Below are 24,795 nucleotides of genomic sequence, written 5' to 3'. Positions count from 1 at the left end.
ATTCCGATTGTCATTTGGTTCGGGACAACAAGAATAAAAAATACGGGGCTCCTACCACAGCAACCACTACACCTGCTGGGATCGCATTTGGCTGAAATACCGAACGACCAATCGTATCTGCAATGACCAGAATAACGACCCCGACCAAAGCGGCTACTGGCAGCAAATGCTGATACATCGGTCCAACCAGACGGCGAGCCAGATGAGGTGCAATCAGCCCAATAAAACCGATACCTCCAGCCATGGATACGCTGGCACTTGATAGAGCCACTGCTGCGCCCAGCAGTATTAAGCGCTGACGCTTTACACTTGTACCAATTCCAGCTGCGGTCTCATCACCTAGCGACAGATTATTCAGGCTGCGTGTCTGAGATAGAACGTAGGGCAGCATAATGACAATCCACGGCAGCAACGCCACTGCATGTATCCAGTCCCGTCCCCATACGCTGCCAGCCAGCCAACGTGCGGTAAATGCGTATGTATCCTCATCCAGCTGCAACGACCAATACAGCGTTATGGCGCTGAGTCCTGAGGCTACACCAATACCGGACAGGATCAGCCGTACAGGCACGATCCCTCTGCTGCCACTATAGGACAGCACAACTATCAGCACCGCCGCAACGACACCTCCTGCAAAGGTGAACATAGGAATGAACAAGGCTGCTGATCCTTCCAGATCGCGAAAAAAGCTGACATACATTACCAGTCCCAACGCAGCCCCTGCATGAAGTCCGAGTACCCCCGGATCTGCGAGTGCGTTTCGTGATAAGCCCTGCATGACCGCCCCGGCTGCCCCGAGTCCCGCTCCAGCCAGCACTGTCACAACAATCCGCGGCAGACGGTATTCAAACAGGACCATGTGATCACGTCCGCTCCCCCCGCCAAACAACGTATCCAGCACGCGTAGTGGTGGAATACGAATCGTTCCGGTATTCAAACCCAGCACAAGCACAGCAAAGCTGATTCCAGCTAATACTAAACAAACGAGCCAAGCCTTTGTCGTTCTTGTATCCCCTGTCCCTAGAGAGCGACTCACTATAACTCCCTCCTTTCCTTACGGGCGAGAAAGAGGAAAAAGGGTACTCCGATAAAAGACACCATAATTCCAATAGCTAGCTCCTCTGGCGGATTCGCCATTCTCGCTCCCAAATCAGCCAGCACCAGCAGCACGGCTCCCAATAATGCAGACAATGGTACGATCTGGCGATAATCCACACCGATCAGCTTGCGAGCAATATGTGGGACGACCAAGCCTACAAAGCCGATGGCCCCGGCAGCCGATACGGATAGCCCAGCCAGGACCGCCACAGTTAGCAGCCCCAACAGCCGGATACGCCTGAGATTTAGTCCCAGGTTCAATGCGACCTCATCGCCCATTGAAATCAATGAAATGGAGCGTGCGAGCCCCATAGACCAAGCGATCACAGTAAGCAAAATCGGCGCAAGAATCTTAAGCTGCGACCATTTGATTCCGGCAACACCACCGGCATACCAGAAGGCTAGATCCTGACTTAGATCAAAATAAATCGCAATTCCCGAAGTCATGGAACCTAACAAGGCTGCTGTCACAGCTCCAGACACCGTTAGTCTCATGGGTGTCAGTCCTCCTGGCGCGGAAGCCCCCAGTCCGAATACCAGTAAGGTACTCATCAGTGCCCCGAAGAACGACAAAACAATTAACATCCCATAAGGTAGATCAGGGAAAAAAGCAAAACTCACTGCAACTACAAACATCGCTCCTGCGTTAATGCCCAGCACACCTGTATCCCCCAGCGGGTTGCGCGTAATGCCTTGAATCAGAGAACCCGCAACCGCCAGCGCAGCCCCAATGATAGCTGCACCGAGCACACGTGGCAATCGCAGCTCATGAATGATCTGATGGGTCGTCAGTGAACGATCATAATGAAATACTGCCGACCACACAGTGCTTACGGTCAGATCCTTGGCTCCAAGTGAAATAGCGGCGAACATGGCCAAGGCCAACAATACAGCAGAAGCTGTGAACAACAATGCCTGCCGAATCCTCCCCGCCCGGAGCACCGGGCGAGCTATAAAAGCTACTTCAGGAGCGGTCCTCTCTGATGAAGCAGTATGTTTGTCCATGCTGTCTTTAGACTGCATTCCGTGAGGTCACTCCCTCCATACCTGAAAGCCATTATGACTCTCATTACAATAAACGCCAATGATAATGATTATCAACTTGATTCATAATAGCACGTTTCTATGACATTGCAAGCCAAAAACTGTTCCCCCTTGGGAGGAACAGTTTTCAGGTATATCTATGTCAGATTACTACACGGATGATTTCAAGTAATCTTCTATTAGTAGGTAGGCCAGCCTGCCGAATCCCATTTCAGATCACTAATCAGCAGCTTTGGATTTCCGCCATCGGTGGCATCATAGGCATGACGCGCAATCACACTGTTGTTATAGACAGATTGTCCACCCGGTCCCTTCCAGCGATCATTCCCCGCATCCAATATCGTTCCACCGCCGTCCATCATGCTTTTTCCGCTCTTGTCCACATATGGCCCAGTGATATTGGTGGAGCGACCATAAACGATTTTGTAATTACTATTTACGCCTTTGCAGCAGTTATCAATGGAAGCAAACAAATAATAATAGCCGTTGCGGTATGTAACATGCGGTGCTTCCAAACCGCCAGCCGTACGTCTAGCAATAGAATAAATCTGGCCCGTAGGCTTCATCGTATTTTTATCCAGTCGAGTCACTTTCAGTCCCGTATTCCATGAACCGAAGGAAAGCCACGGGTTACCGGAAGCGTCAATGACCAGATTCGGGTCAATCGCATTATAATCGTCAGAGTCTGTTGTCCGCAGCACCAGTCCATCATCTCTCCAGCTTCCTGCGCCAATGCTCGTTGCTGAAGTCAAGCCAATGGCCGAAGTACGCGACCCAAAAGTAGAAATGGAATAGTACACCCACACACGTCCATTGTACTTTTGAGCATCCGGTGCCCATACATCATTTGGGGTTTGTTTAGGAACATACGATTTCCACCATGGTAGTGGCGACAGGAAAATTTGCGGCAATCTGTAAAAATTACGGCCGTCATCTGATCTTTGAACCTGTATCCCCTGCCCTGTCGAGAAAATATACCATGCATTGCCTTCCTTCGTGATGGACGGATCATGTACTGCCACATCACCTGTTAACGCCCAATGCTCGGCCGATGTGGACGGCACCACGGACAGCAACAAAGCAGCCGAAGTTATGGCAGCAAATGCCGTTCGGGCGAATTTGCCCTGTACTGATTTTTTCCATGCTTTCAACATTCTTTCGCACCTCCGAATTAGTATCTTATAATGAAAATCGGTTGATACATCTATTACGTTAGTGTTTATACTTATGAAGTTACCCATATATTAATCTATCAACTCCAGTTTTGTAAACGCTTTATTTCAAATAAAAAGAAATTCATAAACTACGCATAACTGTATGAAGAAAATATAGTTCTAGACTGGAATTGTTGATTCCGAATATTTGTTCAAGATAACGTTTTTACTCTTTACTTAACTCCTCGAATACCCTTGTAGACAGATTCGCACAACTCCGTTGTAAATCTGCCTGACATTCCTTCAAGCGCCGTATTGGTGAACGCTACGACACTAAGCTCCTCTCTCGGATCAACAAACCAGGAGTGGCCATAGGTTCCGCCCATCCGCCACGTTCCCGGCGATTCCGGTGTATTGGCATCCGCTGGGTCTTTAAGCAGCGTGAAACCAAGTCCAAAACCTCTCCCCGGCCAATAGGGCATCACAAGGTTACCAATTTGATTGGTTGTCATTTCTGCGACAAGAGCCTGAGGCAGAATCGGATTTCCTCCCTGCCGCAAAGCTTCCAGCAGTTTAAGAAAGTCTCCTGCGCTGCCAATCATGCCGGCTCCTCCGGAAGGATAAGCTGTCTTATCGGTAAATCTGTTAGGTGAAAGAAGGAATCCTGCCGTCCCCTCCACGAAAGGAACGGTATCAAAATCCTGCAACCGCCGAGGCTCTCCTGCGCTGTCTGCGTAAGCCACGGTCAATCTGTCCGTGTCCACGGCCTTGAAATCCGTGTCCTTCATGGAAAGCGGATGAGTTACAAGCAACCGTACAGCTTCACTTAGCGGCATTCCTGTAACCTTTTCGATGACCGCTCCGAGCACGTCTGTTGCTATGGAATATCTCCACATTTTCCCCGGCTCATATAGAAGCGGGACAGAAGCGAGTCTTTGCAGATTCTCTTCAAGTGTAATTCCTGCCAGATCCATGCCGTCCGATATCCCGGCAAGCTCATAAGTTCCCTTTTCCTCCTGGAAGAAACGGTAGGTTAAGCCGGCGGTATGGGTCATCAGATGGTGAACGGTCATGGAGGCATATTTTCCGTTTGGCAGTTTGGGACGAAAGGCGGGCAACCATTTTTCCACCAGATCGTTTAACTGCAATCTCCCTTGCGAAATTAATACTAAGGCTGCCGTTGACACGATCGGCTTGGTTACCGAAGCATATCTAAACAAAGCATTCTCCTGCATCGGTCGTTTCTGCTCACAGTCGGCCCAACCAGCAGGTCTGTTGTAAACAAGGTTTCCGCCTAATGCAATTTGGACAACGGTACCCACAATCCTTTTTTCCTCAAGTGTGTGGTCAATTACCTCATTGACACTTTTATGCAGCAATTCCAGATCTATATTTCTCATGCTTCTCATCCTCTCCTGCTGTAATTCACTTGATTATTTATAGCAAGTGTGTTTATTATATAAATAATTTCTTCCGTTTTGCATAAAACAAACAAGTTAAATAAAGAAATTTTCGATGATTCTAAAGGTATTTGAAAGAAATAACTTTTAAAACAAAGGGGTCGATTTTTTTTGGACGAAATCGATAAAAACATCCTGCTCCATTTGCAGAACCAGGCGAGATTATCAATGACAGATTTAGGAAAGCTGGTGGGACTGTCTCAGCCAGCCGTAACGGAACGTGTAAAACGCATGGAAGAAAAGGGGGTTATCGAGGAGTACCGAACCGTCATTTCTTCACAAAAAGTGGGTAAGCAATGCACAGCCTATATGCTTGTTCGGACCCGGAATTGCTATCCTTTCCTTGATTTTTGTCGTTCATCACCTGAAGTAACGGAATGTTACCGGATAAGCGGAGAGCATAATTATTTATTGAAGGTCCTGACGGAAACAACCCAGGAGCTGGAAGAGTTTGAAAACCGGTGCGATCAATACGGAACCTATACGACTCTGATCGTAATGTCTTCACCGATCGCTTATAAAAATTTCATTGGAGAAACGAATTTGCTTGCATAAGATGTAATTCTCTAATCCCAAAAAAATGAATCCGCCATGCAGCGGATTCATTTTTTGCTTATGTTACACATATTCATGGATTCCTTTAGGAAGGAAAGCCATGCTTTTTAGCTAGCCAAACTGCAAGCAAAGAGGGAAGCAGCAGGATGATTAATGAGCCCGGAAGAAATCCGGCTCCAAGCAGTTCGAGAAGAAGCCCGCCGATAATGCCTCCTCCGCCGATGGCCACATTCCATGCAGTAACCAGCATCGATTGGGCTATATCTGCGCTTTTTCCCCCAGCTTGTGCTATTGCTGTTTGTAGTAAAGTGGCTGCCCCGCCAAACGTAAGCCCCCACGCCGTAACACCAAGAATGATGATTGCAGGTTGATTTATTCCTATTCCCAAGGCCGCAGAAGCCAAAGCAAATCCTGTGATGCTGATTAAAACCAGCATTCTTAGAAAACGGTCAATCAGCATGCCTATCACCCAAATGCCAACTACCGAGGTAATTCCGAAAATAAGAAGAACCAAATCCACTCGCTGAGCAAACACGGTTTCCGCAAGATACGGTGCAATATAAGTGTACAAAATATTATGAGCTAGTACCCATGCCAAAACGACAAACAGAATCGTCCGTACACCGGGAATCAGGAAAACCTTGTGAAAAGGGAGTTGATCACCGGCAGGCTCACCTGCATAATCCGGCACCTTCCAGAGCACCCAGCCAATAAGGGCTGCAGCCAGTAATGATACAGCTCCGAAAATGAGACGCCACCCAGTATATGTTCCGAAAAAAGTACCAAGCGGAACGCCCAGCGCCAATGCCAGCGGGGTGCCGACCATGGCTACGGCCATCGCTCTTCCTTTCAGCGAATCAGGCACCATGCGCCGCGCATAACCGGCCGTCATCCCCCACAGAACACCTGCTGAGACACCTGCGAAGAAACGCGCGACAAGAGTCAGCACATAGACGGAAGATAACGCGGTGATGGTGTTAAATACAAGAAAGCCGATGATGCACACCAGCAGAAGCGGTCGGCGCCTCCACCCACGGGTAGCCGTTGTCAAAGGAATGGCGGCCAGAAGAGATCCAACCGCATAGAGAGTGACCAATTGCCCGGCAAGAGCTTCTGTGACCCCTAGATCCTGTGCAATTTGCGGCAATAATCCAGCAGGCAGGCTTTCCGTAAGAATACAGATGAATCCCGCCATGGCTAAAGCCAGCAACCCGACCCACGGGAGACGTTTGGAAGACGACACATTTGCATCGCCTTTTCTTATAAGAACAGTGTTTGAGTTCACGAAAATAATCTCCTTTATTTATTTTTTGCCGCTTAAAAAAGCTTTCGCTTCCGTATAAGCTTATATAAATAAAACACTTTTTTACATGGATGATTAAAGGGGGATGAAGTGAATTAAGAGGAAAATACTTTTATTTTCATAAAAATTCCATGATTTTAAAAGCAAAAATGTAATACAGTAGTTTTCTTACCTTAGATTAAAAATAGGCGCTACCTTATTGCGCCTAACAGTAGTCATTATTATTTTTCGCGAACCAGCTATCCTGCCCGGTAGCTTAATTTCGTTCCCAGTCTAATGGTTTATTTTCTTTTTACAATAACATTGCACATACAAAAAAAGAGCCCGTAGGCTCCTTGTTAGATTAGCATATTAAACAGATTCTCATTTTTGTTCAATTCCGTATATTGAATCCCCTTGCGATTCATTCGTTCAATTAAAGGAAGATAGTCTTCCTTGTGGAACAACTCAATGCCGACCAGGGCCGGACCATTTTCCTTATCATTCTTTTTCGTATACTCAAACCTTGTGATGTCGTCGTCTGGTCCAAGCACTTCCTGAAGAAACTCACGCAACGCCCCTGCTCTTTGCGGGAAATTCACCATGAAATAATGCTTTAGTCCTTCATAAATCAGGGAGCGCTCCTTGATCTCCTGCATACGATCAATGTCGTTATTGCCACCACTGACGATACAGACTACTGTTTTGCCTTGAATCTGCTCACGATACAGATCAAGCGCTGCTACAGGCAGCGAGCCCGCAGGCTCCACAACAATCGCGTTTTCATTATACAACGCCAGAATCGCGGTACATGCCTTGCCTTCCGGTACCTTCACAATATCATCCAAGGTATGTTTACAAATGTCATACGTTAGCTGACCCACACGCTTTACTGCAGCTCCGTCAACGAACTTGTCTATTTGCTCCAGTGTAACGACCTTGTTCAAACGCATCGCTTCCGTCATCGACGCTGCGCCCAGAGGTTCTACGCCGATTACTTTGGTGGTCGGACTCACCGTTTTAACATATGTACCTATGCCTGCCGCCAAACCGCCGCCACCAATCGTCACGAACATATAGTCCGCAGGTGTATCCAGACTCTCCATCACTTCCATCGCAATCGTACCATTACCCGCGATAATTTTCGGCTGGTCAAACGGATGGATGAAGGTCATTTCCTGCTCGCTGCACACCTTCATAGCCTCATCATAAGCATCGTCAAATGTATCTCCGGTCAAAATGACCTCTACACTGTCTCCGCCAAAGCGACGGACCTGCTTCACCTTCTGATTAGGCGTTGTGCTCGGCATAAATATTTTACCGTGAATGCCAAGCGCGTTACATGAAAAAGCCACGCCTTGAGCATGATTGCCCGCACTCGCACACACGATCCCTTTTTCCATCTGCTCAGGAGTCAAGCTGCGGATCATATTGTACGCTCCACGGATTTTAAAGGACCGCACAACCTGAAGATCCTCTCGCTTCAGATACACATTACAGTTATATTTGGCCGATAGGACGGCATCCCTTTGTAAAGGTGTACGGACAATAACCTCACGCAGCATATGATGCGCCCGTACAATATCCTCCATGCCAACGGTTGACGCTGTGGCCGGTTCAGTTTTCTGGGTTTCTGTTGGTTCCATAGGTTCTCCACGCTCCGCCTGAATATTTCTGTATTTGAAATCTTTCAAACATCATACCACGTTTACCTATAGCTTGTGCAGTTGATAGTCATGAAAATGAGAATGAAAATCATTAAATCTATAAAAAACAGGCCGGGACAATGCCCGACCCGCCTTTTCTAACGCTATACATTTCTTGTATCCAATCGACTCATTCAGCACCGTAATGGTTATCCTTTTACCCCGCCTGCTGTCATCCCCTCAATAAAGTAACGCTGGAAGAACAAAAACACGACGAGAATCGGTAAAATTGCCAAGACTGAACCGGCAATCAGCACATCATAATTGTTGCCGTACGGTGTCAGCAAACTGGACAGACCGATTGGCAATGTCAGCATGTCATTGGTACGCAATACGATCATCGGCCACAGGAAGTTATTCCAGCTGTTCATAGCCTGTAAAATAGCCATCGCCGCAAATGCCGGTGCCATCAGAGGCATCATAATTCGCACAAAAATGCCATACTCTGAACAACCATCAACCCGTGCAGCATCCATAAAGTCCTTGGGCACCCCGCTCAAATATTGACGGAAGAAAAAGATGGGAATCGGTGCGACAACAAACGGCAAAATCACACCCCATACCGTATTGATCAGCTTCATGCCGATCATGAGTTTGTAGAGTGGCAGCATGATAATTTCTACCGGGATCATCATCACGACCAGCACCAGTGTAAAAATCACATTTTTCAGTCTGAAACGATACATCTCCAGACCATACCCCACCATTGCGGATAGTATCAGACATAACACCGTAAACAAGACGGTAATGACAAGACTATTCCAGTACCATTGAAAATAATCCGTCGTCCCCTGAAAGATGAACGCATAGTTTTTCAAGGACATGATGGCCCACTCCAGCTTGAGATTCAAGCCGTAGCGCAACAGTTCCGTCGATGGCTTGAATGAGGCAAGCGTCACGGCAAATAGCGGAAACAGGGCGAACCCGGCAAACAGAATGAACAGGACAACGAGAAATGCAGATAACGGGCCTTTTTGTTTCTGAGCCATCGCTTAATCCTCCTTCCGAAACATGCCAAAAAATTTGAGCTGGATCAGGTTCAGTACTAATGTGAATACGAGCAATACAATACCCACCGCTGCTCCAAAGCCCATACTGTTCTGTTCCAGACCTTGGCGATAGAGATAGCCAACGATCGTCAATCCAATATCATTCGGGGAGTTATTTCCGTTCCACAGCATATAGCTCTCGGTGAACATAGACAATCCGGCATAAATACTGATCGTAAATACGTAGATCGTCACGGGTTTTAGCATAGGAATCGTAATCCGCCAAAATGACTGGAAGCGGCTGGCCCCATCAATCTGAGCCGCTTCATACAACTCGGGAGGAATATTCTGTAGCCCTGACATGTAATACAGCATATTCACACCCAGCCATCTCCACAAGGCCAGCACGATCAACGCTAAAAATCCGGTGTTCGCATTCATCAGCCATTTGTAAGGCTCAAGACCGAATATCCCCAACAGGGAATTCATCAGCGAGCCGTCCAATTCCCCGAACATGAGTCGGAAGATTGTTCCTGCTACCACCACTGAGGTTAGTGCCGGTATAAACATCACAGAGCGAAACAGCCCTCTGCCCGGCATTTTAGGCGAATTCAGCAATACCGCCAGCACCAGTGGCAGAGGAATCAGCACGACCAGTGTAAGCAGCGTGTAGAGGACGCTATTCAATATTGCTTTTCCAAACGTAGGATTCATTAAATCCTTATAATTTTCCAGGCCAACATAAGTTGTTATCCCTGGCAGGACTTCCTGAAAGCTCATAATGACCGTCGAGATGACCGGATACGCAAAAAACAGCGCAAAGGACAGTAAAAATGGAAGGACAAATACATACGGTGCCGTACGACTGGAATGAATAAATCGGCTCCATTGGCTTCTGGTCGGACGCTGTGGTTGTGGCGGCTGACCTGCCGGTACATTAGCGTTCGTATGAACGGGCGTTGCCATGAATCTCACTCCCTTTCCTGTTGGGGTCTATCTCAGTTCATCTGCTAGCTCATGCAGCACCGTGGCTGGGTCTTCGCCACTCTGTAGTGTCCGATAAAGGATTTTATTACGTACAGCACTGGCGATGTCAGGCGTTTTCGGTCCGATATGCACTGCATTGATCTCATCTTTTACTTCGATCAGCGTGTCAAAAATATTCGTTCCGAAATAATCCGTAAATTTATTTTTGGCTTTGGCTTCTGGCATAGTCCACACTTCACTGCGGATCGGATCAAACCCTAGCTGCTTCCAGATTTCCACATTCCCTTGCTTGGACAGCTTGGCAAAGGCTAGAAAACGCATGGCCAAATCCTGGTGTTTGGATTGGTTCGTGACTACTGTTCCCGTTCCGCCCATACCTGCTGAGCGATAACCGCCTTTTTCCCACGCTGGCATCGGTTTAATGATGATTTTTCCTTTCAGGTCAGGCATGTAATCTGTAAACCGTCCCATGTACCACATCGGCATCCACACCGAAGCGGCTCCGCCTTTGTTCATAAACCCGTAGTATTCCTCCATATGATGTCCGCCGCCCGGTGCGGGAATAGCGATCTTGTCTTTTATCATTTGTTGGAGAAACTCAAGTGTTTTAATATTGGTTTCGTTATCCAGCGTCAATTCGCCCTTGTCATTCAAAAAATCTGAATTTTGCTGGGAGATCATCGGCCAGTAGCTCCATAGGTCATTCGTCTCCAAGGTCGCCATTGGTTTGCCCGTTTTTGCCAGCACTTGCTTGCCAGCAGCAGCATAATCTGCCCAGGTAACAATGGAATCCGGGTTCACCCCCGCCTGATCCATAATCTCTTTATTGTAATACATCACTTCGGCCCCAACGTGAAAGTCAATGCCGTAATACTTACCGTCTTTACCGTAAATCTGTACTCTGGAGGGCACGATGTTTTTGATCTCAGGATCTATCACCGGATTGAGCGGGACCAGTTGCGGTATTCCTTTGAGGAAATTACCAATCTTGTTCACCTCAATATCCGCAATATCCGGTGCTCCGACTCCTGACTGCAACGCAATCGACAGCTTGCTGTGATGGTTGTCGTAAGGGAATGTATTCGCTTTCAAATTAATCAGTTCATCAGGGTGCTGTTGGTTCCATTGGTCAGCCATTTGCAGAAAAAACTTCTCATGCAGTTCGTTGAATGTCCACAATACAAGTTCTGTTCCTGGCCCGTCCTTTTCATCGCTCTTGAAAGAGCAGCCTTGCAGCAGTCCAGCCATCAAAACCACCACCATAAGCATTAAAGCCATGCTTTTTCTTCGCAGCAGCATATCCTTCCCCCTTCGCATGATGAATTCCTAATTCGTAAATGATTGCGCTTTCTTTTATATTTAACATCAACACAAATTAGTTTACAACAACATTATTTAAAAAAACTCCGTTTTTGTGTAAATCTGATCCTATTGCATTATAGGGGGAAAATGAATTGAATGCGATTATGATCATTTCTGCATAAAAAAACGACCCCACTCCAATTGAAACTTAGAGTGGGGTCGCGCAATTTTAACTACTCTTGCGAATGTGCTGCTTCGTCTTTCACTTCTTCTCGAAATGATCTAATACTTTGTTTACGGCGATTATTTTTTTCTTCGATCTGCTTACGCTCCTCATTACTGATCTCAGAGGAAAATTCGTTCAGATATCCTTCAGCTTCATGCAGGTTCTGTTGTGTGTTTTGAATACTCTGTTGCAAATGCTCCACATTATCTGCTCGATTATCCGGTTTTGCCATCGGTTTGACGCCTCCTAATCATAGAATCGCTCACTAGAGCGCTAAACCGTAGCTTGATCGTTATCGAGTTATTTTATGCATTAAAATGTTTCCCAAACCACTGACTTGCCGCTTCGGCTTCAGTACGGGTCAATTGGTGACCATTGCGTTCCCAGTGGGCTTCCACCTGTGCTCCGGCTCCTTCCAGCAGGGCTTGCAGCTCCTGAGATTCCGCAGCAGGAACAATCGGGTCATTTTCACCAGAAGACAGAAATACAGGGACACCGTTCAAGTCCGGCAGTTGCAGCCCTCGCAATGGCACCATGGCATGATGGAGAATGGCCCCACGTAGCGCTTTTGCATCATGAAAGAGCATACTGGCTGCTATGTTGGCTCCATTGGAATAGCCTAAAGCCACCACGTTATTACGGTCAAAATCATATTGCTCTGCAGCTGAATCTACAAATTCGCTTAGTTCTTTGGTACGAAATACGAGATCCTCAATGTCGAACACCCCCTCTGCCAAACGGCGAAAGAAGCGTGGCATCCCATTTTCCAGCACATTACCTCTCACGCCTAACACAGACGCGCCTGGTGCAACCAAATCAGCCAACGGCAGCAAATCTCGTTCATTTCCGCCAGTACCATGCAATAGCAAAATAACCGGAGCTTGAGGCTGATTTCCTTTACGGAATACGTGTTTCATACTCTATTTCCTCCTTTATTTACTTTTAAATTAAGAATCTTATTTTTTGTATAAATTGATTATAGCGTGCTTTTCCTCCGTTGACAAACAAAAATGTCTTCCCAGACCAAATATTGTTTTATCCGTGTGTTTGCTTGTTGACACGTACCTGCATTTATTTTAGCATTGAATTAGATATTTAGGGAATTATCTAAATATCTAAAGGAGTGAGCAAACTTTGAATGATGCCTTCAAAGCCTTGGCTGATCCGACCCGGCGCAAAATATTGCAGCTTTTGAAAGACAAAAGCATGAGCGCAGGCGACGTGGCCGAGCATTTTCAAATCAGCAAGCCCAGCATATCCCACCATCTGAATTTGCTAAAGCAGGCGGGGCTTGTGCTCGATGAGCGACAGGGACAAAGCATTATTTACACCTTGCATACAACAGTTATGGCTGATGTCATCGGCTGGATGTTCAGCATCGTCCAATCCGATGCCCCTGTAAAACAAAATTCGAATGATATCAAGGATACGGAGGGGTCTGAATGAAATTGCGACCACATTGGAGTTTGACGGATGTATTGACAACTTTGATTGCCTTATCACCTGCTATAGGCGCTTTACTACTGTATAACCGGCTTCCCGATGTGCTGGCCTCTCATTTTAGCTTTGATAATACCGCAGACGGGTACATGAGCAAAAGTGGCGCAATTATCATGCTGGTGCTGTTGGGGCTGGTACCTTTGCTCCTTCGGTTATCTCGCTACATGGACCCCAACAAAGCGAATTTCAAGAAATTTACCAAAGCCTATGAGGTTACGCGCGTAGGCACTTCGCTCATTCTCGCTATAGCCGGTTGGGGAATGCTGCTGTATAACCTGAATTATCGGCTGCAGATGCTTACAATCCTTTATGGAGTGCTGGGCCTGATGCTGCTGGTGCTGGGTAATTATATGACTCAGGTACAGCCAAACTATACCTTCGGTATCCGCACGCCGTGGACTCTGTCCAACCCGGAGGTATGGCGCAAAACGCACCGTTTGGGCGGACCTATGATGATGCTCGGTGGAGCTTCGGCCTTGGTAGCGGCATGGGTGAATGGATTGGCAGGGACGGTCATTTTTCTCACTGGGCTGGGTATATCCGTTGTCATCCCTGTACTTTACTCCTTCCTTCTGCATCGCAAAATAAACCATCAGTAGGAATAAACAAAGAACCTCCCAAACTGCGATAAACGCAGAATGGGAAGTTCTTTGTACATCTACATATTCATTTAAAACAACAGCTTATCAGGATGAGTACCCACACGTTCATCCAGATGAAGACCATTAATTCGGTCAATATCCTCAGTCGTTAGTTCAAAATCAAACAAATCGGCATTTTCGCGGATACGATGAGCGGTGACCGATTTGGGAATCGTCACAATCCCCCGATCCAGATGCCAACGCAAAATAACCTGAGAAGTTGTTTTGCCGTATTTGGCAGCAATCTCTACGATATCAGCCTGCTCCGTCAGTTTCCCCTTCATCAGAGGACTCCACGATTCAAGCTGAATCTGATGCTCCCGGCAGTATTGATGCAGCTCTTGCTGTGTCAGACGCGGGTGAAGCTCTACCTGATTGATGACAGGCACAATGTTGCTATCTTTCAGGAGGTCTTCGAGATGGTGGATTTGGAAATTACTTACTCCAATTGCACGTACGCTTCCTTCTTCATACAGCCGCTCGAACGCCTTCCAAGTTTCCTTGTACTTATCCTTGCCAGGCCAATGAATGAGATACAGATCAATTATGTCCAGACCCAACCGTTTGCGGCTTTCCTCGAAGGCACGCAGTGTTGAATCATAGCCCTGATCCTGATTCCATAGCTTGGTGGTCACAAACAGATTTTCTCTGGCCGCCCCACTGTCACGAATGGCTTGTCCGACCAGTTCCTCATTGCCGTAGATCGCCGCGGTATCAATGTGGCGGTAACCGACCTCAATAGCTGTTTTGACTGCTTCGTAGACCTCATTACCTTCCGCCTTATACGTACCAAAACCAAGCCCAGGCATCTGAACTCCGTTATTTAGTAAAGCTGTATCCGCAATGTTCCCCATGTCTATCTCCTCCTATTCCTAGTAATAAATTATCCAACGGGATAATTACAGTTTAGTCGCATCCTGAAAAGCATTCACTTCAAGCGGAGCAGCCAACAATTCTTTAGCTGCAGCAACAAATGCCTGGAAATGGGCAGAATTGTTATGGAAATCTACGGCAGCAGCATCCTTCCACTCTTCTACCATCGTAAATGCGTTAGGATCATTCAGATCCTGCATTAACGTATAGCGTACATTGCCTTCTTCAGCTTGGGAAGCGCTGATCAACCCTTGGGTTTGTTGCAGAAATGTTTCTCTTTTTTCTGGTAAAACTTTCATATCGGCATGAATAATAATCATAATATTTTCCTCCTCACATTATGTAACTATTTCTATTATAGACCATTCTTTCGATAGATTAAAAGTGCGACCGTTTCTGTAATACAGTAAAATGAATTATATTGGGGAGTTGGACGTTGATCAAATGCTCCTATATTTTGTTTAATGGCGGTGAAGGCATGTGCGTTTTCAGACAAAATTAATGGTATTCATCTCCCTTTTAGTGCTGATCGTTACGGGGCTGTTGGGATTATCCCTGCGTTACATGATTACCTCCGCCTTGTACGAAGAGATTGGGAAAAGGGCACTGACCGTGGCTAATACGCTTGCGGTAGATGCACAGATCAGGGATGCTCTAGAACAGACCGACACAACGTTATTACGTGCGCGGATCAACGAAGCAGTAAAGCCCGTCCAAGCTAGCAGCGGCGCTGATTTTATTACGATTGCAGATCGTCATCTCATTCGTCAATGGCATGTTAACCCGGAACGCATCGGACAGCCTATGATGGACCCGCTGAATCATAAGGTGCTGCAAGGGCAGCCGTCTATTACGCAATCTACCGGCTCTCTCGGGCCGTCACTACGGGCTAAAACCGCAGTCTATGATGAACATGGCCGTGCCATCGGACTCGTTTCTGTAGGTTTCCTGATGACAGATGTCACGCAAAATATTCGCACATATACATACACATGGCTGTGGTTCATGGTAGGCGCGTTGATGATCGGCATATTAGGAGGTCTGGTTATAGCACGACGGGTACGGCACGAACTGCATGGGCTGGAACCCGTGGAGATTGGCCGTTTGTATCAGGAAAAGCAAGCCATTCTCGAGTCCATAGGCGAAGGGATTATCGCGGTTAATAGCAGTGGACAAGTCACACTTGCCAATCCACAAGCCGTCCGTTTGCTGGGCCTGCCCCCGGAAACTAGCCTCTACGGATACGAGCTGCGTCACTTGGCAGAGACCGCAAATCAGCTGGCAGATGTACTTGCTACAGATTTTATCGAGAAAAATCCAGGCAAGCAGCCTGATCAGGAACAGAGCGTACTCAATGAGGAAATTGAGATCCAACAACGAGTCGTAGTCGTCAGCCGTGTGCCGATCAAGGATCGATTTGGGCGAATACTGGGTACAGTTGCCAGTCTGCGCGACAAAACGGAGCTGCTTCGCATGACGCGGCAGTTGACAGAGGTCAAGGATTATGCGGATGTGCTGCGATCACAAACACATGAATATACCAATCGGCTATATCTCATATCCGGTCTGATTCAGTTGGAGTGTTATGACGAAGCAGTGGACTTTATTACTCAGGAATCGGAGGAGTATCGTGTACATCGTTCCGTTTCCTCTTCTCTTTCACCCGATTCAATCATCGCCAGCCTGCTGATCAGCAAGAAAAAACAGGCGTTGAAGCAAGGAATTGTACTCCATTCATTTATTAAAGGAGTATTTGCAACTCCGTCCCCTACGTTGGAGTGGCCGCTTCTTGCTGCCATTGCTGGAAACCTGCTGGATAATGCCATGGAAGCCGTTGCAATAGACTCCATTTCTGACGGACAGGTATGGTTCCGGCTTGAAGAAATAACGGGAGCCATCATTGTCGAAGTTGCGGATAATGGATCAGGTATTTCGGAGGATATCCAGGAAAAACTGTTCATTAAGGGGGCATCAACCAAAGCAGAGGCAGGACACGGATATGGCCTGGCTCTCGTAAAGGAATACACAGAACGAATGAGCGGCTCCATCGGAGTACATGAACGACCTGGTGGAGGTAGCATTTTTGAAGTATACATTCCTTTAAATAGGACAGACACGAATCAAGATACAAAAGGAGGTTACGTCCATGAATGAGCGGGTTTTATCGGACATTGAGGTTCTTATTATTGAAGATGATCCGCGAATTGCGGAGATTAACCGACGATTTATTGAAAAGGTGGACGGGTTCTCTGTATGTGCAATAGCAACGAACGAATTTGAGGCAAAGCTTCAACTCGATGTTCTGCGTCCGCCTTTAGTGGTGCTGGATGTTTACTTTCCCGATACGAATGGCCTAACCCTGCTATCGTTCATCAAGCAACACTATCCGGATACAGATGTCATTATGCTGACTGCCGCCAAGGAAGCTGAAACTGTGGTACAAGCGGTTCGTGCAGGCGTTTTTGATTTTATTGTGAAGCCGCTCGTATTCGAGAGACTGCGTGCGACTTTAGAGGAATATGCCCGTTTTCGGCGCCAAGTCACAACATGGCAAGAGGAACAATCTACGGTGGAGCAAGCGGAAATTGATAGTCTGCTTCAAAGCGCAGGCACAGGTCGGATGGCGGGTAACGGAGTCGGTGAACTATGGTCCAAAGGGATTGATAAAGTAACCTGCGAAAAAGTGCTTGATCTTCTGCATCGACGAGGGGAGGTAACTACAGGGACAGTGGGCATTGAGCTAGGCATGAGCCGATCTACAGCCAGAAGGTATCTGGAGTATTTAGTGGAAAGTGGCGATGCTCACCACGATCAGGTGTACGGAACGGTCGGCAGACCGGAACGTATCTACCGCAGACGGCAGGAAAATGCATGATCCTCCAATTCTACCGTCAAGTCTGTCCCTTCCTCTCTCCTTGCCTGTGATTTTATGAACTTAATTCACTTATTAGGACAAAATGGTTTAAATGATCACATTATTTACGTCCCTCTTCCCGGTTGCTAGAATGGTCAACAGTTAGTTAATTGATAATGATTATCAGTTTCTCTGGTAAGCATATTTGGAACGGGGGACAACATATGGCAACACCAAAACAGCCACTACGCACAGGCATGCTATTTGCTGCGATTCTGGTACTACTAACCGTCATGATGGCGGGATGTGGAGGCCAGTCACAAAATAATAACGCAGCAGCACCTCAAGCGACAGGCGACACTCGAACGATCAAACATGAGATGGGAGAAACCAAGGTTACAGGTAAACCCAAAAGAATCGTAACGCTGGAGTTCTCCTTTGTCGATGCTACTACTCAACTGGGCATAACGCCTGTCGGCATAGCTCAGGAGAATGATGATGATATCGATGGACTGCTTGGCAAAAAAATCGACTTCACACCTGTTGGTACACGCAAACAGCCAAACCTGGAAACGATCAGCTCTTTGAAGCCTGATTTGATTATTGCTGATCTGAACCGTCATAAGAGCATATACAAAGAACTAAGCGAAATTGCTCCAACCATTGTTCTAAAGAGCCGCAATTCCTCTTATGAGCAAAACCTAGCATCCTTCAGCGTGATCGCTGATGCGTTGGGTGAGAAGGAAAAAGGCGAGCAAATTCTTGCTGCACATAAGGCTACCATGGCAAAGCTGAAAGAAGGCATTCAAGCTGGTGAGCCACGCAGCGTATTGCTTGGGGTATTCCGTTCGGATTCACTGTCAGCTCACGGTGCATCATCTTTTGATGGACAACTGCTGGAGCAGGCAGGTATCCACAATGCCCTTCAAAATACAAGCGAGCCCACAGTCAAGCTGACACTGGAGCAGATTGCACAAGCTGATCCAGATGTGATCTTCTTGGTTGAAGCCGATGAGAAGCTGCTTGCGGAATGGAAGCAAAATCCGTTATGGCAAAACATTACGGCCGTGAAAAAAGGGGAAATTTACGAAGTAGATCGGGCGCTGTGGACCCGGTACCGTGGACTCGGCTCTGCCGAGCAAATACTGAAGCAAGCGATTTCGCTTCTGTATCCCGCGCAAAATAAAGGAGACGGCTCCCGTTGATCGGACAAGCCTTACGCGACCGGCTAAATAAGCCGGTCTTCTTTGCACTTCTATTCGCGTTGCTGGCTGGACTGCTACTGAGCGTGGCGATTGGCCCCGTCAGGATGGACATCCCCACCATGCTGACCGCGCTGTTCACCGAGCATCCGTCCAAGGATCAGCTCATTATCTTGACGATACGCCTACCACGTGCCGTCATTGGCCTGATCGTCGGCGCCGGGCTTGCCGTAGCCGGAGCGCTGATGCAGGCCATCACGCGCAACCCGCTGGCTTCACCGCAGGTTTTTGGAGTCAGCTCTGGCGCATCGCTGGCTGTCGTTCTGTCGGTCGTGCTGCTGCCGAATATCGGGTCATCCGGCAGCATTTATTTTGCTTTTGCCGGAGCGATCGCAGGCGGTTCCTTCGTATATGCGTTGGCCGGGACAGCGGGCATGACGCCAGTCAAGCTGGCCCTTGCCGGGATGGCTGTACATCTGCTGCTGGCCTCAGTCACTCAGGGACTGCTCGTGTTCAACGAGCAAATATCCGATGTACTGTATTGGCTCGCTGGCGCCATCGACGGGTCTACTTGGGCCGACACGCGTCTGGTGCTGCCATGGTTCGCCGTCGGTATGATCCTTGCACTGGCGCTGGCCCCCTCGCTATCTGTGCTTAGCCTTGGTACAGAGGTCGCACAGGGACTGGGACAAAACGTACGGCTTGTCCGCTTACTGGCCTCGGTCTCAGTTATTATGCTGGCAGGCTCTGCTGTAGCGGTAGCCGGGTCCATCGGTTTTGTGGGCCTAATGGTGCCGAATATCATCAAGGTGTTTACAGGCGACAATTACAAACGGGTCATCCCCCTGTCTGCAATCTGCGGAGCTCTGCTGCTGACATATGCAGACGTGCTTGGACGATTTATTGCCTTTCCTTATGAATCGCCCGTTGGTATCGTAACCGCGCTGGTCGGCGCGCCCTTCTTTTTATACCTGGCGCACAAGAACGGGAGGGCTTCACGATGAAAAAGCTGTGGATTTTACTCGTGCTCATGCTAGGTATTTCTTTTATTGCTATTGGCGTGGGCAGCACCTACATTACACCCGCTGAGCTGATCATGGCACTGACTGACCCAAATGCCTCTTCCTGGTTCATCGTTCACCATTATCGACTGCCTCGTGGCCTGTTGGCCATCATGGCTGGTGCTGGCCTCGCAGTAGCTGGCGTGCTGCTGCAAGGCATGATCCGCAACCCACTGGCTTCACCGGATGTAGTGGGTGTGTCCAAGGGAGCCGGCTTTGCGGCGGTTCTCGTTATCGTGCTCCTCCCCTCATCCCCCGTGGCGCTGTTGCCTGTAGCTGCCTTTGTCGGTGCCGGATTAGCTGCACTACTGCTCGTACAGCTTTCGATGAGGGGAGGTATGCGTCCTAACATGCTAGCCTTAACCGGGCTGGCGGTAGGTGCCATTTTTCAGGCTGCAACCGATTATATACTGGTCAAATATCCACTCGAAGCCAGCGATACGCTGACTTGGCTAGCTGGAAGTCTGTGGGGCAAAGGCTGGGATGAAGTATACGGACTTTTGCCATGGTTAATTGTATTGCTGCCGCTCGCCTATACGCTACAACGCAAACTGGATATTATGAGTCTGGACGAGGAAAGCTCGGCTGGCTTGGGACTTAGCGTGAAGCGTATGCGCACAGGACTGCTGGCCGTATCCGTGGCTTTAGCTGCTGCCTGTGTCGCTGCCATCGGCTCCATTGGTTTTATCGGGCTGCTGGCACCACATCTGGCACGGCGGTTGTTTGGCAATCGCCACCGCTATTTACTACCTGGCGCAGCCATGATCGGTGCCCTGATCCTCGTCCTTGCCGATGCGCTCGGACGGGGGCTGAAGCCGCCGCTCGAAATTCCCGCCGGCATCGTGACAGCCGTAATTGGCGCGCCCTATTTCCTGAATCTCTTGCTACGGGAACGCAAACAAAAAAGCAGCGGATAAAGGACAAGTTCTCCATTACAGCTAAACGCTGCACGATAACGTAGCGTTTAGCTGCATTACCTCCCCACCTGTACACCGATCCGCTGATTGGTTTCTTTTCTAAACGATTCATCGTACAGTAACTTCGATATGCATTCCACACACAAGATTTCATTATGCGTCATATTGTCAGACATAAAAAAAGAGAGCCCTCCTGTATATAACACAGGCTGACTCTCCTCACCCCTCAACACTTACGCTGGATAGGGTACTTCTGTTCCATTCAAAATGAGGTGCATCCGAATTTCCGCTTTTAGGGAATCAGATACCGCACAATATTTTTCCTTACCCATCTGAATCGCTTTCCATACGCGGTAATCTGGAATATCTCCATCTACGTGGAATGTCAGATCAATCGCTGTAAATCCTGTTGGCATTTGCTCCTTGCGCGTACCTTCTGCATCAATATCAATTCGCTGAATGTCTGACAAAAAACGATCCAAAATCATCGTAATATCAATACCGATACACCCCGCTAGCCCCGCAAGCAGCAGTTCCATCGGTGTCATCCCTTTACCATCACCGCCATAAGCCGCCGTAGCATCCATCCCTACGGAATAACCGGACGGTCCTTCCGAAGTAAACGCGCGTTTGCCATGCCAAGTTGTAGATACTTTCATGTTCATTTGCCTTCTTTCCATTTTAGTAATCTATGATTTATTTTCGAACTTAAAATTCACTAATTTGACGCAAAAACTTTTGTGTCCTCTCCTGCTGGGGAGCATCAAAAAATGCCTGTGGCGCAGCTTCCTCCACAATGATTCCGTCCGCCATAAATACAACCTTGTCGGCCACCTCACGGGCAAATTTCATCTCATGAGTCACGACGACCATCGTCATTCCGTCTTGGGCCAACTCCCGCATAACCCCCAGCACTTCACCCACCAGTTCGGGATCAAGCGCCGATGTCGGCTCATCGAACAGCATAATCGCCGGGTCCATCGCCAGTGCACGTGCAATAGCTACCCGTTGCTGCTGTCCACCAGACAGACGAGTTGGATGCACATCCTGCTTATCCAGTAAGCCCACCCGCTTCAGTAGCTGTTGTCCGATAGACATTGCCTTGTCGCGCGGCATTTTCTTTACTGTCAGCAGTCCTTCAATGACATTGCCGATAGCTGTTTTGTGCGGATACAGATTGAATTGCTGGAACACCATCCCCGTCTGCTTGCGAATATCACGAATAGCCGCTTGGCGGGCACGCAGGGGAGCCGTAGCATCAACCTCGATCCCGTTCACCTCAAACTTGCCAGAAGACAGCTCTTCCAGACCGTTGAGGCAACGCAACAGAGTACTTTTACCTGAGCCGCTGGGACCGAGCAATACGACAATTTCACGAGCGGCAACCTGAAAATCTATGCTTTTCAGAACCTCTACCTGTCCGAATCGTTTCCCTAATCCGTTTGTTGTTATCATCATCCATCATCTCCACCTTAATAAGCTCGAGCCAGACGCTTTTCCACCCGCTCCAGTATAGCGGAGAATCCAATGCTCATAATCCAGTACATCAGGGCAATTTCGAGCAGAAACGGCATGTAGCGCAAATACTGCGCCTGTAAAAGCTGCGCCTGTCGCATCAATTCACTAACCCCGATAACCGATACAAGCGACGTTTCTTTAAGCATACCCACAAACGTGTTCCCCATCGGTGCAATTGCAATACGCAACGCCTGCGGAAGAATGATACGCCACATCGTTTGACCAGGCGACATTCCCGTCGCATAAGCGGCCTCAGTCTGTCCCTGTGGTACGGCTAAAATAGCTCCACGGAACGTCTCCGATAAGTACGCCCCTGTATTAATACTGAGTGCAAGACAAGCAGCCGTGAGCGATCCGAAGGATATTCCGTAATCATCCAAACCATAATAAATGACCGCAATCTGCACCAAAACCGGCGTTCCCCGGATGATCGATACATACATGCGAGCCAACCAACGAATAGGTCGATTCCCCTTCAAGCGCGCTACTGCAACAATCAAACCAATAATTAGACCAAACAGCATAGAAACAATCGTTATATACAGCGTATAGTAAGCACCCTTCAATAAAAAAGGGACGTTCTCCCACATTAATTCTAGCATCGATTATATTCCCTTCTTTCAGACGAGTGGCCCCATGTCAGCATAAAAGCCATGACTGGAGCCAGCCGCCTGTAACAGGCTTACGTTATTCTTTTGGCTCCTCGCCAAACCATTTTTTGAAAATTGTTTTGTAAGTGCCGTCTTCCTTCATTTCCTTCAGAGCCTTGTTCAAGGCGGCCTTGAGCTCAGGAGTCTTCTGGTTAATGGCTACAGCCGCCTGATCCGATTTAATCGGTTCACCTACGGCTTTAATTTGGAACCCGTTTTTGTCAATAATGGGCTTGAGAGCATACAGATTGTTAATGGTTGCATCAATACGGCCCGAGTTTAGATCCTTCAATGAAGTAATGACATCATCATAGGTTTTGATCTCAAAATCGCCTACCTTTGGCAGCACTTCGTTGCGCAGATAAGACTCATCATTTGTTCCCAAGCCGACACCAATCGTTTTACCTTTAAAATCTTCCAGCTTCGTAATGTCATTTGTTTTGCTGTTCACGATAATATTCACATTATTGGTGATATAGGGATCTGTGAAGTCAATGGCTTTCTTACGATCCTCTGTAATCGCCACCTGACTAACCACTGCATCGAATTTTTTCTTTTGCAAACTTGGAATCAATCCCGAAAATTCTTGGGCCGTGAATTCCGCTTTTACTCCAATCCGTTTCGCCAATTCTTTGGCAATATCCACGTCAAACCCGTCCAACTCCTTGTTGTCGTTCAAGAAATTGTACGGCGGATAAGTGCCCATCATCCCTACCTTCATTACACCGGCATTCTTGATGGCTTCGAGCTGATTGGCAGCTGCCTCATTGCTGTTGCCCGTTCCAGTGCTGGTATTGGAAGCTTCCTGTTTGGCACCACAAGCGCTCAGCACAAGGCTGAACAATGCCAGCGCCATGAGTGTGGTCACCAAGAAACCTTTTTTACGTGTTTTCATGTATCGTTCTCTCCTGTCTAGATGTAAATGTTTAAGTTTGTATGTGTAATTGGGTTATATTATTTGTTGCCCACTACTCATTCATGCGATGTTGAACATCTAGCATTGACCTAATAGTCCGTAAAATTCAAAATTAGCAGCCTCTTCTGCCAATCTTGTAACGGATACCTGCTTGATGTGGTCATGTGTTCCCTCTGAACCGAATAGCCAGCGTATAATGATCCCTTCGATCATGCTCATGAGCAGGGCTGCCCTTAGTTCGACATCTAATTCGGCAGGCAGCATGTTCAGCTCGATCGCTCTCTCGATATTGCGCCGGAATGCAAGCTCCATCGCAGTTCTGGTCTCACGAATACTTTGCCGTACGGGTTCATCGACACCACTGCCGATCAGCAGCAAACCCATCAGATGACGGTTCTCCAATGCAAAATGGAATAGCCGAGCAAACAGCGCTTCTGATGCCTTAACCATATCAGCCAGCGTTCCCGCATCACGGCGATACCCCTGCCCGATCGCTGACAAAAGCTGTCCACGGCCTGTAGCGATAATCTCCAGCGCCAGAGCTTCTTTACTTTTAAAATGCCAATAAAATGTGCCTTGAGCTACTCCTGCCTCCACCACGATATCTGAAATCTTCGTTTGGTGGTAACCCTGCTCGGCGAACCGCTTTAACGCAATATGAAGAAGCTGTGTTCTGCGGTCTGTTTCTTCTCCCCCGTGCTCAACAGGTGACTCATTCGAAAGGGTTTTGGGCTGCTTCGCCTTGCGTGGCTGCATGGGTTTCCTCCTCCCGATTGATCAGTCAGTCAGTTTTGTATTTTTAATCCTATAGGATAAGTATACTTTTGTCAAACGAAAAAAGAGAACCTCCGCAGAGGTCC

26 protein-coding genes are annotated in these 24,795 nt (G+C 47.8%); 8 read left to right on the top strand and 18 right to left on the bottom strand.

Annotated elements, in window-relative coordinates; translation table 11 throughout:
- Positions 1 to 10: 10 nt before the first annotated feature.
- The 4 genes from ABEW32_RS07685 to ABEW32_RS07670 all read right to left on the bottom strand — a co-directional run bounded on the left by ABEW32_RS07685 (position 11) and on the right by ABEW32_RS07670 (position 4,696).
- Positions 11 to 1,036, bottom strand: coding sequence for a FecCD family ABC transporter permease (locus tag ABEW32_RS07685; protein ID WP_430186266.1), 1,026 nt, complete (start codon positions 1,034 to 1,036; stop codon positions 11 to 13).
- On the bottom strand, positions 1,036 to 2,121 hold the full coding sequence (locus tag ABEW32_RS07680; protein WP_430186264.1) for a FecCD family ABC transporter permease: 1,086 nt from the start codon (positions 2,119 to 2,121) through the stop codon (positions 1,036 to 1,038). Before ABEW32_RS07680 ends, ABEW32_RS07685 begins: the two co-directional genes overlap by 1 nt.
- 200 nt (positions 2,122 to 2,321) lie before the next feature.
- Complete coding sequence (gene abnA / locus ABEW32_RS07675) at positions 2,322 to 3,296, bottom strand: arabinan endo-1,5-alpha-L-arabinosidase AbnA (RefSeq protein WP_430186262.1); 975 nt, start codon at positions 3,294 to 3,296, stop codon at positions 2,322 to 2,324.
- Positions 3,297 to 3,529: 233 nt separating this feature from the next.
- Entirely contained in the window at positions 3,530 to 4,696 is a 1,167-nt protein-coding gene (locus ABEW32_RS07670; protein ID WP_430186260.1) for a serine hydrolase domain-containing protein, read from the bottom strand.
- 171 nt (positions 4,697 to 4,867) lie between these two features.
- On the opposite strand from ABEW32_RS07670, the gene ABEW32_RS07665 reads away from it, so the two are divergent.
- Positions 4,868 to 5,311, top strand: a complete 444-nt coding sequence (locus ABEW32_RS07665; RefSeq protein WP_017426192.1) for an Lrp/AsnC family transcriptional regulator — start codon at positions 4,868 to 4,870, stop codon at positions 5,309 to 5,311.
- An 85-nt stretch (positions 5,312 to 5,396) separates the two neighbouring features.
- Here ABEW32_RS07665 and ABEW32_RS07660 read toward each other — a convergent pair whose 3' ends face one another.
- The 7 genes from ABEW32_RS07660 to ABEW32_RS07630 all read right to left on the bottom strand — a co-directional run bounded on the left by ABEW32_RS07660 (position 5,397) and on the right by ABEW32_RS07630 (position 12,720).
- Entirely contained in the window at positions 5,397 to 6,596 is a 1,200-nt protein-coding gene (locus tag ABEW32_RS07660; protein ID WP_430186258.1) for an MFS transporter, read from the bottom strand.
- 356 nt (positions 6,597 to 6,952) lie between these two features.
- Positions 6,953 to 8,239 (bottom strand): threonine ammonia-lyase IlvA, encoded by a 1,287-nt coding sequence (ilvA, locus tag ABEW32_RS07655; RefSeq protein WP_430186256.1) that lies wholly within the window; start codon positions 8,237 to 8,239, stop codon positions 6,953 to 6,955.
- A 209-nt stretch (positions 8,240 to 8,448) separates the two neighbouring features.
- Positions 8,449 to 9,288, bottom strand: a complete 840-nt coding sequence (locus ABEW32_RS07650) for a carbohydrate ABC transporter permease (RefSeq protein ID WP_013369500.1) — start codon at positions 9,286 to 9,288, stop codon at positions 8,449 to 8,451.
- Positions 9,289 to 9,291: 3 nt separating this feature from the next.
- Complete coding sequence (locus ABEW32_RS07645) at positions 9,292 to 10,254, bottom strand: carbohydrate ABC transporter permease (protein WP_430186254.1); 963 nt, start codon at positions 10,252 to 10,254, stop codon at positions 9,292 to 9,294.
- A gap of 27 nt (positions 10,255 to 10,281) precedes the next feature.
- Positions 10,282 to 11,574: an ABC transporter substrate-binding protein gene (locus ABEW32_RS07640; protein ID WP_430186252.1), complete on the bottom strand. Its 1,293-nt coding sequence runs from the start codon at positions 11,572 to 11,574 to the stop codon at positions 10,282 to 10,284.
- 236 nt (positions 11,575 to 11,810) lie between these two features.
- Entirely contained in the window at positions 11,811 to 12,035 is a 225-nt protein-coding gene (gene tlp, locus ABEW32_RS07635) for a small acid-soluble spore protein Tlp (protein WP_430186250.1), read from the bottom strand.
- Between the two features lie 73 nt (positions 12,036 to 12,108).
- Entirely contained in the window at positions 12,109 to 12,720 is a 612-nt protein-coding gene (locus tag ABEW32_RS07630) for an alpha/beta hydrolase (protein ID WP_430186248.1), read from the bottom strand.
- A gap of 217 nt (positions 12,721 to 12,937) precedes the next feature.
- On the opposite strand from ABEW32_RS07630, the gene ABEW32_RS07625 reads away from it, so the two are divergent.
- Entirely contained in the window at positions 12,938 to 13,249 is a 312-nt protein-coding gene (locus tag ABEW32_RS07625; protein ID WP_430186246.1) for an autorepressor SdpR family transcription factor, read from the top strand.
- Positions 13,246 to 13,902 carry an SdpI family protein gene (locus tag ABEW32_RS07620; RefSeq protein WP_430186244.1) on the top strand — a complete coding sequence of 219 codons (657 nt, stop codon included), beginning with the start codon at positions 13,246 to 13,248 and terminating at the stop codon, positions 13,900 to 13,902. The genes ABEW32_RS07625 and ABEW32_RS07620 overlap by 4 nt, the downstream gene beginning before the upstream one ends.
- A 71-nt stretch (positions 13,903 to 13,973) precedes the next feature.
- Here ABEW32_RS07620 and ABEW32_RS07615 read toward each other — a convergent pair whose 3' ends face one another.
- A complete protein-coding gene (locus ABEW32_RS07615; RefSeq protein ID WP_430186242.1) occupies positions 13,974 to 14,798 on the bottom strand; it encodes an aldo/keto reductase in 825 nt (274 codons plus the stop codon).
- Between the two features lie 45 nt (positions 14,799 to 14,843).
- Positions 14,844 to 15,137 (bottom strand): putative quinol monooxygenase, encoded by a 294-nt coding sequence (locus ABEW32_RS07610; RefSeq protein ID WP_058710748.1) that lies wholly within the window; start codon positions 15,135 to 15,137, stop codon positions 14,844 to 14,846.
- A gap of 181 nt (positions 15,138 to 15,318) precedes the next feature.
- On the opposite strand from ABEW32_RS07610, the gene ABEW32_RS07605 reads away from it, so the two are divergent.
- From ABEW32_RS07605 to ABEW32_RS07585, 5 genes are all read left to right on the top strand, one after another.
- Positions 15,319 to 16,971: an ATP-binding protein gene (locus ABEW32_RS07605; protein ID WP_430186240.1), complete on the top strand. Its 1,653-nt coding sequence runs from the start codon at positions 15,319 to 15,321 to the stop codon at positions 16,969 to 16,971.
- Positions 16,964 to 17,692 (top strand): response regulator, encoded by a 729-nt coding sequence (locus tag ABEW32_RS07600; RefSeq protein ID WP_430186238.1) that lies wholly within the window; start codon positions 16,964 to 16,966, stop codon positions 17,690 to 17,692. Before ABEW32_RS07605 ends, ABEW32_RS07600 begins: the two co-directional genes overlap by 8 nt.
- Positions 17,693 to 17,895: 203 nt before the next feature.
- Positions 17,896 to 18,876 (top strand): ABC transporter substrate-binding protein, encoded by a 981-nt coding sequence (locus tag ABEW32_RS07595; protein WP_430186236.1) that lies wholly within the window; start codon positions 17,896 to 17,898, stop codon positions 18,874 to 18,876.
- A complete protein-coding gene (locus tag ABEW32_RS07590; RefSeq protein WP_430186234.1) occupies positions 18,873 to 19,877 on the top strand; it encodes a FecCD family ABC transporter permease in 1,005 nt (334 codons plus the stop codon). The genes ABEW32_RS07595 and ABEW32_RS07590 overlap by 4 nt, the downstream gene beginning before the upstream one ends.
- Positions 19,874 to 20,851, top strand: coding sequence for a FecCD family ABC transporter permease (locus ABEW32_RS07585; RefSeq protein WP_430186232.1), 978 nt, complete (start codon positions 19,874 to 19,876; stop codon positions 20,849 to 20,851). Before ABEW32_RS07590 ends, ABEW32_RS07585 begins: the two co-directional genes overlap by 4 nt.
- 233 nt (positions 20,852 to 21,084) lie before the next feature.
- Here ABEW32_RS07585 and ABEW32_RS07580 read toward each other — a convergent pair whose 3' ends face one another.
- From ABEW32_RS07580 to ABEW32_RS07560, 5 genes are all read right to left on the bottom strand, one after another.
- A complete protein-coding gene (locus tag ABEW32_RS07580) occupies positions 21,085 to 21,510 on the bottom strand; it encodes an OsmC family protein (RefSeq protein ID WP_013369486.1) in 426 nt (141 codons plus the stop codon).
- A 49-nt stretch (positions 21,511 to 21,559) separates the two neighbouring features.
- Positions 21,560 to 22,309 (bottom strand): amino acid ABC transporter ATP-binding protein, encoded by a 750-nt coding sequence (locus ABEW32_RS07575; RefSeq protein WP_430186229.1) that lies wholly within the window; start codon positions 22,307 to 22,309, stop codon positions 21,560 to 21,562.
- A 14-nt stretch (positions 22,310 to 22,323) separates the two neighbouring features.
- Entirely contained in the window at positions 22,324 to 22,971 is a 648-nt protein-coding gene (locus ABEW32_RS07570; protein WP_430099292.1) for an amino acid ABC transporter permease, read from the bottom strand.
- Positions 22,972 to 23,056: 85 nt separating this feature from the next.
- Positions 23,057 to 23,914, bottom strand: a complete 858-nt coding sequence (locus tag ABEW32_RS07565; protein ID WP_430186227.1) for a transporter substrate-binding domain-containing protein — start codon at positions 23,912 to 23,914, stop codon at positions 23,057 to 23,059.
- A gap of 99 nt (positions 23,915 to 24,013) precedes the next feature.
- Entirely contained in the window at positions 24,014 to 24,691 is a 678-nt protein-coding gene (locus tag ABEW32_RS07560) for a TetR/AcrR family transcriptional regulator (RefSeq protein ID WP_430186225.1), read from the bottom strand.
- Between the last annotated feature and the right edge of the window lie 104 nt (positions 24,692 to 24,795).

Source organism: Paenibacillus jamilae (assembly GCF_050482105.1).
Taxonomy (GTDB): domain Bacteria; phylum Bacillota; class Bacilli; order Paenibacillales; family Paenibacillaceae; genus Paenibacillus; species Paenibacillus jamilae_B.
Note: the sequence above shows the minus strand (reverse complement) of the source record. Positions and strands in the feature narration are given on the sequence as shown.